General features: G+C 61.1%; 11 protein-coding genes. 4 read left to right on the top strand and 7 right to left on the bottom strand.

Features of this window, described 5'->3' with window-relative positions; genetic code table 11:
* Both HCZ87_RS17715 and HCZ87_RS17720 read right to left on the bottom strand, forming a co-directional pair.
* Positions 1–660, bottom strand: a 660-nt coding sequence (locus HCZ87_RS17715; protein WP_167645930.1) for a DsbA family protein, incomplete at its 3' end; no start/stop codon positions are given.
* Complete coding sequence (locus HCZ87_RS17720; RefSeq protein ID WP_167645931.1) at positions 657–1,184, bottom strand: DUF721 domain-containing protein; 528 nt, start codon at positions 1,182–1,184, stop codon at positions 657–659. The genes HCZ87_RS17715 and HCZ87_RS17720, both read right to left, overlap by 4 nt.
* A gap of 85 nt (positions 1,185–1,269) precedes the next feature.
* Between HCZ87_RS17720 and HCZ87_RS17725 the strand changes: the two genes are divergently transcribed.
* Positions 1,270–2,340, top strand: a complete 1,071-nt coding sequence (locus HCZ87_RS17725; RefSeq protein WP_167645932.1) for an A/G-specific adenine glycosylase — start codon at positions 1,270–1,272, stop codon at positions 2,338–2,340.
* A 73-nt stretch (positions 2,341–2,413) separates the two neighbouring features.
* Entirely contained in the window at positions 2,414–3,568 is a 1,155-nt protein-coding gene (locus HCZ87_RS17730; RefSeq protein ID WP_167645933.1) for an alkane 1-monooxygenase, read from the top strand.
* 12 nt (positions 3,569–3,580) lie between these two features.
* Here the strand turns inward: HCZ87_RS17730 and HCZ87_RS17735 are convergent, their stop codons facing one another.
* The 5 genes from HCZ87_RS17735 to HCZ87_RS17755 all read right to left on the bottom strand — a co-directional run bounded on the left by HCZ87_RS17735 (position 3,581) and on the right by HCZ87_RS17755 (position 9,122).
* On the bottom strand, positions 3,581–5,041 hold the full coding sequence (locus HCZ87_RS17735; RefSeq protein ID WP_254868692.1) for a methyl-accepting chemotaxis protein: 1,461 nt from the start codon (positions 5,039–5,041) through the stop codon (positions 3,581–3,583).
* A gap of 67 nt (positions 5,042–5,108) precedes the next feature.
* Positions 5,109–6,506 carry an adenylate/guanylate cyclase domain-containing protein gene (locus HCZ87_RS17740; RefSeq protein ID WP_167645935.1) on the bottom strand — a complete coding sequence of 466 codons (1,398 nt, stop codon included), beginning with the start codon at positions 6,504–6,506 and terminating at the stop codon, positions 5,109–5,111.
* A 191-nt stretch (positions 6,507–6,697) separates the two neighbouring features.
* A complete protein-coding gene (locus HCZ87_RS17745) occupies positions 6,698–7,804 on the bottom strand; it encodes a site-specific DNA-methyltransferase (protein ID WP_167645936.1) in 1,107 nt (368 codons plus the stop codon).
* Positions 7,805–7,912: 108 nt separating this feature from the next.
* Positions 7,913–8,530 carry a ribonuclease HII gene (locus HCZ87_RS17750; protein ID WP_167645937.1) on the bottom strand — a complete coding sequence of 206 codons (618 nt, stop codon included), beginning with the start codon at positions 8,528–8,530 and terminating at the stop codon, positions 7,913–7,915.
* Between the two features lie 100 nt (positions 8,531–8,630).
* Positions 8,631–9,122: a hypothetical protein gene (locus tag HCZ87_RS17755; protein ID WP_167645938.1), complete on the bottom strand. Its 492-nt coding sequence runs from the start codon at positions 9,120–9,122 to the stop codon at positions 8,631–8,633.
* Between the two features lie 168 nt (positions 9,123–9,290).
* On the opposite strand from HCZ87_RS17755, the gene HCZ87_RS17760 reads away from it, so the two are divergent.
* Together HCZ87_RS17760 and HCZ87_RS17765 are read left to right on the top strand one after the other, a co-directional pair.
* Entirely contained in the window at positions 9,291–9,584 is a 294-nt protein-coding gene (locus tag HCZ87_RS17760; protein ID WP_167645939.1) for a hypothetical protein, read from the top strand.
* A partial coding sequence (locus HCZ87_RS17765; RefSeq protein WP_167645940.1) for a hypothetical protein occupies positions 9,556–10,239 on the top strand: 684 nt, incomplete at its 3' end. The genes HCZ87_RS17760 and HCZ87_RS17765, both read left to right, overlap by 29 nt.

A 10,239-nucleotide genomic window follows, 5' to 3' on the forward strand; every position in this document is an offset into this window, starting at 1 on the left:
CATGTCCGCCCAGGGCTGGTTGGCGACTTTGGTGCCATCCAGAATAAACGTCGGCGTTGCGCTCACGTCGTCGCGCGTGGCGTTTTCCTGATACCAGGTCACCAGCGTCTGGGCCTTGGTGGCATCCGCCATGCAGGCGTCGAGCTTGTCGTTGTCGAGCCCCGCCAAACGGCCGATTTTCTTCAGCTCGTCCACGATTTCAGCCGGGCCGCCCGCGCGCACCCATTCCGCCTGACCGTCAAAGATCAGATCGGAAATGCCAAAGAATTTCTCGGGCCCGCCACAGCGTGCGATCATCGAAGCCCAGAGGCCGTACCGGTCAAAATAGACCTCGCGGTAGATGAACTTCACCTTGCCGGTGTCGATGTAATCCGCCTTCAGCTTTTTATAGCCATCAGAGTGGAAATGCGCGCAATGCGGGCAGGTATAGGAGGCATATTCGATCATGGTGACCGGCGCATCCTCGGCCCCCTGCACCATCTCAACGATGGTGGAGGTATCCACATCTGCGGCCTCGGCGCTCTCCTCGGCATGGGCCGCGCTTACCAGCGGCAGATCCAGCAGCCCGGAGGTGCCGGTCTGGCCCGTGAACCCGGTAATCGCATATGCCCCTGCGGTCACGGCGACAGCCGCGCAGATGCCAGTCATAAATCGGGTCATTTATACCCCTTTCGCATTGATTTTTGTCGTGTCAGTACATTGCGCCCGAGCCGCTCCAGAGCATCGCGCAATTCGGTGTTCTCAACCCCGGTTGCCTGTTCCCGGGCCGCCGCCACGTCTTCCGGGGCGGGCTCGACCGGTTTCTGGGTCTTGGGGGCGTAGCGGAAATCGACCTGGCCCTCGGAAAAGCCGATCGGCGCGGTCTGCGTGATATGCAGCTTGGAGATGGCGTTATAGCCATAGACCGCATTGACCTTGTCGCGCAGCGCGCCTTTTTGCATCTCCAGCATCGGCGCCATCGGGCCGGTGGTCAGCACCGTCAGGGTTGCGCCGATACCGCCCCGGCCATAGCCAACCTTGACCGGGCGCGCCATCGCCGCGAGCTCCGGGCCGACGATCTCCTCCCAATGGGTCAGCAGACGCGAAACGGCAAAACCACGGCTTTCGCCTGCCTTGCGAATCTGATCATTCAGCAGGGAGCCGGTGCGCTTAAATCCGCGAGTGGTGGGACGTCTGTATGCCATGCCAGTGGTTTTGCGTGAGTGTTCCCCCTAATGTAAAGGGTCGATAGTTCAGCGCCAGCCCGACTCGTGAGTAAAAGGATAAAGAATGCGTGACCTCGCCGTGCATCCCGAAACGCTGAGCCAGGAGCTGCTGGCCTGGTATGACGTGCATGCCCGCAGCCTGCCCTGGCGCGTCAGCCCCTCCGCGCGCGCCGCCGGGCAACGCCCGGATCCCTATCGGATCTGGCTGAGCGGGGGGATGCTGCAACAACCCCCCGCCGCCGCCGAAAAAGAGTATTTCGAGCGCTTCCCCCGCCGCTGGCCAAAGGTGAGCGATCTGGCCGCCGCCGAGGATGCGGATGTCATGGGCGAATGGGCCGGGCTTGGCTATTATGCCCGGGCCCGCAACCTGCTGAAATGCGCCCGCGTGGTGGCGCAGGATCTGGGCGGGGAATTTCCAGAGAGCTATGACGGCTTGATCGCCCTCCCCGGCATCGGCCCCTATACGGCGGCGGCCATCGCCTCCATCGCCTTTGATCTGCCCGAGGTGGTGCTGGACGGCAATGTCGAACGCGTCATGGCCCGCATGTTTGACGAGCACACGCCCTTGCCCAGCGCAAAACCGATCCTCAAGGGCTATGCCGCCAGCCTGACCCCCGCCGCGCGGCCCGGCGACTATGCCCAGGCGGTGATGGATTTGGGTGCGACCATCTGCTCCCCGAAATCCCCGGCCTGCGGCATCTGCCCCTGGCGCAGCCCCTGTCTGGCCCGCAGCAACGGCAGCGCCGCCGACCTGCCCAAGAAAACGCCGAAGAAAGCCAAGCCGACGCGCCATGGCTATGCCTATATCGCGCGCTCGGCCACCGGGGATTGGCTGTTGGAGCGGCGCCCGGACAAGGGGCTCTTGGGGGGGATGCTGGGCTGGCCCGGGTCTGAATGGGCTGCGACGCCGCAGGAAACGCCTCCCTTTGTGACCAATTGGCAGGACCTCGGCGCCGAGGTGCGCCACACCTTTACGCATTTCCACCTGATCCTTCAGGTTCGGATTGGTCAGCTGCCTGCGGATTATGTGCCCGCCCCGGGCCAGGAGATCCTGAGCCGCCATGCCTTCCGGCCTTCTGATTTGCCAACCGTGATGCGCAAGGCCTTTGATCTCGCCCATGCCGAAATGCGCTGATCCGTCCTCTTGGGTCCGCAGGCAAACGGGTCTAGGCTGGGCCTGAACGCGCCTGCTTTTCGGGAAACCTCTCATGGCCCACTACATATCCACGGACCATCTGCGCAACTGGCGCCATGCGCTGCCGTTCTGGCTGTCGCTTTTGCTGCTGCCGCTGGTCTGGATTTCGGCCCTCAACGGCGGCTGGTGGATCCTGCTGCCGCCCCTGACCACCTGGTATCTGTTCGCCGCGCTGGATGGCGTGCTGGGGCTGAACCTCGACAATGCCGACCCGGAAACCACCGAGGCCGATCTGAGCTGGTACATCCGCCTCACCTCGACCTGGGTGCCGCTGCAATTTATAACCCTCTTCGGGCTGATCGCCTATGTGTCCGGGGCCGATCACCTGAGCAGCCTGGAGCGGGTCGGCGTGTTCTTTGGCATGGGCGTGATCTCGGGCACCATCGGGATCAACTACAGTCACGAATTGATGCATCAAACCAACCGACTGGAGCGCTGGCTGGCCGATATCCTGCTGGCAATGGTGATGTATTCCCATTTCCGCAGCGAACATCTGCTGGTGCATCACCGCTATGTCGGCACCCCCCGCGACCCGGTCACGGCCCGCTATAACGAAGGCTTTCACCGCTATTATCCGCGGGTGCTGAAAGAATGCTGGCACTCTGCCATGCAGGTGGAAAAGGCCCGTCTGGCGCAGAAGGGCCTGCCCTTTCTTCACCGCAAGAACCCCTTCCTGCGCTATTGGGCGCTACAGGCGGTGATGCTGACGCTGGCGCTGCTCTTGGGCGGGCTTTCGGGGGTGGTGTTGTTCCTGATCCAGGCCGGAGTCGCGATCTGGCAGCTGGAGCTGATCAACTACATTGAACACTACGGGCTGACCCGGAAACATCTGGGCGATGGGCGCTATGAACACGTCAAGCCGCATCATTCCTGGAATGCCGCGCATAAGGCGTCAAACTGGCTGCTGATCAACCTGCAACGCCATTCGGACCACCATTACAAACCGGATCGCCGCTTTCCCCTGTTGCAGAATTATTCCGACGCCGAGGCGCCGCAATTGCCCTATGGTTATCCGATCATGTCGATGGCGGCGATGGTGCCGCCGCTGTGGCGGCGGGTGATGAATCCCAAGGTGCGCCGCTGGCGGCAGCTCTACTACCCGGAAATCACCGATTGGTCTGCCTATTCCAAGGCGAGCAACCCGATGCCCCGCTCGGGTCAGGATTGACCGGTTCCGGCCCTACCCCCGATTGGCGGCGCGCTCATAGGCGAGATCCATCTGCGCTTCGGTCAGTGCCTGGGATCGCGTCTTGAAGCCATCCATGCTTGCCTTGAGCGCGGTCGAATCCCGCGCCAGCGCATCGGTGGTCCCCGAGACCTGATCGGCCTGGCTGGCGCTTTCCTGGGTGAAGGCGTCAAGACGTTGCATGCGCTCGCTGATCGAGACCAGCTGCTCCGACTGATCGGCGATGACGCCATCGACCTCGGTCATGATCCGCGCAACACTATCGGCGCTGGAACAAATGCTCTTTAGCCGCTCGCCGGTCTGGTTCACCAGATCACAGCCCGCGCGCACCTGGTCCGAGGTCTCTGATATCAGTTTCTTGATGTCCACCGCGGCACCCGTGGCGCGCGCTGCCAGCGCGCGCACCTCTGATGCGACCACGGCAAAGCCCCGGCCTGCCTCCCCGGCGCGGGCTGCCTCGACCCCGGCATTGAGCGCAAGCAGGGTGGTCTGAAAGCTGATCTCTTCGATCACATCGACGATCTTGGTGATTTTTTCGGAGGATTGCTCGATCCGCTCGACCGCGACGATGGCATCCTGAACCACGGTGCCGCCATCCTCGGCGACGACGCGGTTCTCCTCGATCTGGCGGGCGGCATCGGCGACCTTGTCGCTACTGAGCTGGGTGCTGCTGGTCACGCTGTTGACAGCTGTCACCGTTTCATTGAGCGTCGTGGCCTGCTCGCCCGAGCGATTGGCCATTTCCCGTGCCATACGCGCGGTTTCGGCCATTTTGTCATTTACGGATGTGGCCCGCGTGGTTGCATCCGCGAGGATCCCGGACCAATGGTCCAGCAGGTGGTTGTAGGACAGGCGAACATCGCCGTAGCGATCCGGCAGACCATTTTCGGCATCATCTGAGCCCGGAATTTCCTGCGTGAGATCCCCCTGCTCCAGCCGCTTGATCCCATCGGTCATGATCCGCAGTGCGTTTTCGCGCTCTTTTAACTGCGCCTCGATATAGCCGTCGATCACCCGTTCGACATCAAACAGGATCAACTTTTGCAGCAAGCGGGCCTGCGCCAACAGCTTGCGGTTGCCACGCCACCCGGTGCGTTGCTCCAGCAGGACCTCCAACAGGCGGTCCCCCACCGTCGCATAGCCCCCAAGGAATAGATGAAACGGCAATTGGATCTGATAGTGCGCGCGCCCGACCCGCCCGGCCGAAGCGTAGTATTCCTCGTCCAGTTTGCCGGAAAACAGTTTGCTCCAATGGGAGCGTTGAGCGGCCTTTGCATGGGCGACAATTTGTTCCGAGGGAAAGTAGCCGCGGGTTTCTTCGCGCGTGACACAAAGCGCGTAAAAATCGTCAAGCAACACGTCGATGTGCCGCTCGATCAAAGCGGCCATATCAGCAAGGAACGTATGATCCAGTTCATCCAACCCAAACCAGGTCAGCAATTCGTTCCGTTTCAATTGGGGCCTCCGGCAAACACTCTCCATGCGATGGCCCCACAATAGACAAACTTACTTAAAGAAGAGCTTAATCCCCGCGCGGCATCGCCCAAACAGACATTGTTTTGTCCAAGCCGCGCACCACCTGAGCGGGAAAACAGGTGAAGCCGGCCAGCAGCTCCTCGTCGCCGCCTTCCAGCAAAACCCGTGCCCGCATGGCATCGCTCATGACAATCCTGGCCGAAAGCGCGCGGGTCATGGTTTCCAGCCGCGAGGCAACATTCACCGCGGTTCCGATCACCGCGTATTCCAGCCGGTTGGCGCCGATGTCGCCCTGCACCGTCTCGCCAAAATGAACGCCGATGCCCGCCTTGATCTCCGGCGCCCCGACGCGGCGGCGTTCGGCATTCCACTCTGCCAGCACCGCGCACATGGACCGCGCGCAGGCCAGCGCGCGGCTGGCGTCCTGCTCGCCGGGGATTGGCGTGCCAAAGGTCGCCATCAGCCCATCGCCGAGGTATTTGTCCAACGTGCCATCAAAGCGGAACACCTCTTGTTCCATCCGGCCGTGAAAACCGCGCAGCAATTCGATCACCTCCACCGCGTCTTTTTGCGCGGCCAGCTCGGTAAAGCCGATGATGTCGATGAACAAAACCGCCACCTCTTCGGTGCGCACCTGTTTCAGCGGCTCATCGTTCTGCGACAGCTGCGCGACCACATTGGGCGAGAAATAGCGCGACAGGTTGGCCCGCTCGCGGGCCAGATCCGCGCTATGTTCCAACATCTGATAAAAACGGCGCGTGGATTGCGCCAGGATCGCCGCAACCATCAGAAAGACCATCACCTCCTGAATGCGGAAGCGAAAACCGACGCTGGTGAGATCAATCAAATAGACCAGATGCGGCCAGTCCGAGAGTGACTCATGGAGGCGTGCGGAGAGCTCTGCATCCGGCGGCGCGAAATACCAGACAAGCCCGGCACCACAGAGCCAGATCACGCTGGTCCAGACCCCGATCCCCAGCACCGTCCGCCAGCTATAGGCCAGCGTACCCGCTGCCAGAATGATGTAGAAATACATATAGTTGTCAAAGAAGTAATGCGCCGGAACCGGCATATCCGCCGCATCGAAGGGATTGGGATAGATCATCCCAAAGGTCATCAGGATCAGGTCGAGCATGATCAGGCCCACCTCGGCCTGAGAGCGCCCGACACGGGCAAACCGGCGAATAAAAAAACCGTTCACACACAACAGCGCCAGCAGCCCGACGTAATAGAGCTGCGAGCTATCCGGGTAGACAAGCAGCAGAAACACCGCGACGATCGGCATGATGATCCAGCGCGCCAGGACTGCAAGCTCGACACCGCGCCGCTTGTGCTCCTCCAGCGCCTCGCGCATGTGCCGGGAGGCCAGCGCCTGGTCCTGCGATATCGGATCTGTCGCGTGACGCATAGATGCGACCGGCGTGGTGATGCTTGCCTCGGCCATCCGACCCTCCTCGGTTCTTCGCTGACTATGATTGAGATGGCTAGGCCACAAAATAGCGGCTTACCAGACTCGATACGCGCAATCACCTGCGTTGAACAAAAAACCCCGCCAATACGGCGGGGCAAGTTGCGATGCGCTGCGCCCTGAAAGCGGCGCACCGTCGGCATTCGGATATATCTTGGAGACCGGGCTTAGCCTTGCATTTCTGCCCGGATCTGCTGGCGCAGCACATCGATCGGCACGGTTTTCCCGTCCTTCTTGAAACACCAATAGGTCCAGCCATTGCAGGAGGGTGCGTTTTCCAGATGGGCCCCCACCTGGTGGATCGAGCCTTTGATGTTATCGCCAATCAACGTGCCATCGGCGCGCACCTTCGCCTTGTGGCGGCGGTTCATGGAATAGAGCTCCTCGCCCGGGCGCAGCATGCCGCGCTCGACCAGCTGACCAAAGGGCACGCGAGGTTCGGCGCGTTTGGAGGCCGAAACCTGGAGCGCCTCACGGTCGAATTTGCGCACCTTGCTGATGCGCTCTTCGGCGACCTTGCGGTAGCTTTCCTCGCGCTCGATGCCGATGAACTCACGTCCCAGCATCTTGGCCACCGCGCCGGTGGTGCCGGTGCCAAAGAACGGATCCAGCACGACATCGCCGGGATTGGTCGATCCCACCAGAATCCGGTGCAACAGGGCCTCGGGTTTCTGGGTCGGATGCGCCTTGTCGCCATTGGCGTCTTTCAGACGCTCATGGCCGGTACAGATCGGCATGACCCAGTCAGAGCGCATCTGGATGCCCTCGTTCAGGGCCTTCAGCGCCTCGTAGTTGAAGGTATATTTGCCGCCTTCCGATTTCGACGCCCAGATCATCGTCTCGTGAGCGTTCGTATAACGCTTGCCCCGGAAGTTCGGCATCGGGTTGGATTTACGCCAGATCACATCATTGAGGATCCAAAAGCCCTCGTCTTGCAGGGCGGTGCCCACGCGAAAGATGTTGTGATAGGAGCCAATCACCCAAAGCGCGCCATTCGGCTTCAGGATCCGGCGGGCCTCTTTCAGCCAGGCGCGGGTGAAACTGTCATAGACGCCGAAGCTGGAAAACTGGTCCCAGTCATCGTCCACAGCATCAACCATAGAGTTGTCAGGGCGGTGCAACTGCCCTTTGAGCTGAAGGTTATACGGCGGATCCGCGAAGATCAGGTCGATCGAGTTGGACGGCAAGCTCGCCATCCTCTCGACACAGTCGCCATCTAGAATCGTGTTCAAAGGGAGCGCCGTCGTGGCGCCCTTCGCGATGGTTTTATTCATTTGCTCTGCCTCAATAACCACGGCGCTTTTGCGCTCATTCTGGTTGTCCACAGGATGAGTCATCCCGGATTCGAGGTCAATTTGTTTTTTGAATCAGGGGTCTGCGGTTCACTCTTGATACAATATCTTGTGCACCGGCTTAAACGACCTTCTATGGTGTGGGGTGACCCCTAGTTTCACTAACGCATCACGATGCTGTTTCGAGGGATAGCCGGCGTTTTTGTCCCATCCATATCCTGGAAACTGTTGCGCTAAATCCACCATGATGCGATCGCGTGCCTCTTTGGCGATGATCGAAGCAGCCGCAATCGACAGGGACCGCCCGTCTCCCTTGACCACGGCCTGTGCCGGAAGCGACAGGCCGCGCGGAATCAGATTGCCGTCGATCAGCAGGAAATCCGGCTGCGGATCCAGTGCCGCCACCGCGCGCTCCATCGCCAGATGCGAGGCCCGCAAGATGTTGTGGCTGTCGATCTCCTCGACCGAGGCATGCGCAATGGCCCAGGTGGTTCGCTCCAGAATCGCGGCCTCGACCTGCGCTCGTTTCCTGGCGCTGAGCTTCTTGGAATCATTCAACCCTTCCGGGATATCCTCGGGGTTCAGAATGACGGCGGCGGCTGTGACCGGCCCGGCAAGCGGGCCACGTCCGACCTCGTCAACGCCTGCAATACGCAGATAGCCTTGCGCAGAGGCGGCGATTTCCAACGAAAGATCCGGCTGTTCCATCAGGTTCAGAAACCTGTTTTCCGCGGGTGTTGCAAGGGCTCAGATATGAAAACGGGGCGCTGGATGCGCCCCGTCGTTTCGACACCTGGCTTTCCAGCCCTCAGCGCCAAGCGGTTTGTCGGGTAAAGCGGTATCCCTTGTTGGCCAGGCATTGCACGCCATAGCCGTGACGCTTCTGATGCCGGTTCTCCACCTTCACGTAGCAGTTCTGCGGCAGGGAATTCACGTGGCGGTAGTTCTGCTTCAGGCAGCGCATGCCCGCGATCTGGTGATCCCGGCCCCAGGCCCGCACGGTCTTGATGCACTGGACCGGCAGATCATATTTGCGCACACGCGGCGGCAGCGGGCGGGGCGGAACCGGCTGATGGCCGCCGTGACCATGGTGATCGGCATGGTCGTCCCTGTGTCGGCTGTCGTTGATCGCGGCGCCAATGATGCCGAGCAGCGCAGCGCCGGCGATGAATTTGGCAACATCACCATTATCGGCACGCGCCGGTGCGGCAGACATTCCGGTGACCGCCACCGCGGCGGCCAGGACAAAGGCGATGAACTTGCGATGCGTGGAACGGGGCGAGGTGGCGAAACGGGTCATGATAATCTTTCCTGTCTGTGGGATGTGTTTCGGTTAATGCCTAACCGGATGCCCAACCCTGGCCCGCCCGCTCAAAGTCAGGCAATATCAGCCCGCTGTTATCGAATATCACGCGGCCAAAACCCTGTTGTCATTGAATAACCAGCGCCCCGCCGCCATGATGAGCGCATGAGACATCTTACCCGACTCCCCCTCCTCTTTGTGCTGCTGGCTGGCCTCTCTGCGCCGGTGCAGGCGGCCGAATGCTATGCCGATTACAAGGCCAAACAGGACCAGCCCCTGAAGCTGCACTACGGTGTGATCGCGCTCTCCGGGGGCTGCTCCAAATCTGCTGCCCGCCAGGAAATCGCCACCCGCCTCAACCGCGCGGGCTGGACGCTCCTGAACGTGCAATCCGTTTTTGGCCCAGAGGGTCTCGACAAGAGGAAAGCGGATGCCGGATCCTACTTTCTCCGTTTCTGAGGCCCGCAGCGCCGGGTCGCGGGTGATCGTGCTGGGGATCGGGGCCATTGTCGCCCTTCTGGTGATCGCCGGGACGCTGCTGCTGCTGACCCTGCCCGATGCCAATGCCTTCAATACCCGTGTGGAGCAGGTGTTTGTGGAAAACGACCTGACCACGCAGGCTGAGATCAAGCTGCTTGAGATCCTCGCGCAATCCGGCACCGCCTTTGCCGACACATTGGCCAGCTACCGGATGGTGATCTTCGTGCTCCTGGTCTTTGCCACCGCAATGATGATCGCCGCGCTGGCTGTGCTGGCCATGCTGGTTACGCTCAACCGCCGCATAGCGCAGATCGAACGAGCCGGGATCCAGGTCACCGAGCTGCTGATCAGCCGCGAGGAAAATACCGTCTATCTCAACAATATGGGCTTCAAGCTCACGGCAGCGGCGATGGAGACCCTCTCGGTGCTGGCCGAAGCGCGGCTCGACGACGATGTGCTGTCAGGGGCCGAGATCGAGGCTGTGATCTCCGACAAGAACAGCACCGATTGCGAAGAGGCGGCAGGGGCCACCCGCATCAAGCGGCTGCGCGACACGCTGGGCAACCAGATGATCAGCGAGCTTCTGGTCAAGAATATCGCCAAACGCGGCTATGTTCTGGCCATCAGCAAAGAC

The sequence above is a fragment of the Phaeobacter sp. HF9A genome (assembly GCF_011806385.1).
In the GTDB taxonomy this organism is placed as follows: Bacteria; Pseudomonadota; Alphaproteobacteria; order Rhodobacterales; family Rhodobacteraceae; genus Epibacterium.

Excerpts from the sequence above, each read along its gene's own strand:
- HCZ87_RS17720 (WP_167645931.1), bottom strand. The coding sequence starts at position 1,184 with ATGGCATACAGACGTCCCACCACTCGCGGATTTAAGCGCACCGGCTCC.
- HCZ87_RS17725 (WP_167645932.1), top strand. The coding sequence starts at position 1,270 with ATGCGTGACCTCGCCGTGCATCCCGAAACGCTGAGCCAGGAGCTGCTG.
- HCZ87_RS17730 (WP_167645933.1), top strand. The coding sequence starts at position 2,414 with ATGGCCCACTACATATCCACGGACCATCTGCGCAACTGGCGCCATGCG.
- HCZ87_RS17740 (WP_167645935.1), bottom strand. The coding sequence starts at position 6,506 with ATGGCCGAGGCAAGCATCACCACGCCGGTCGCATCTATGCGTCACGCG.
- HCZ87_RS17745 (WP_167645936.1), bottom strand. The coding sequence starts at position 7,804 with ATGAATAAAACCATCGCGAAGGGCGCCACGACGGCGCTCCCTTTGAAC.
- HCZ87_RS17750 (WP_167645937.1), bottom strand. The coding sequence starts at position 8,530 with ATGGAACAGCCGGATCTTTCGTTGGAAATCGCCGCCTCTGCGCAAGGC.
- HCZ87_RS17755 (WP_167645938.1), bottom strand. The coding sequence starts at position 9,122 with ATGACCCGTTTCGCCACCTCGCCCCGTTCCACGCATCGCAAGTTCATC.
- HCZ87_RS17760 (WP_167645939.1), top strand. The coding sequence starts at position 9,291 with ATGAGACATCTTACCCGACTCCCCCTCCTCTTTGTGCTGCTGGCTGGC.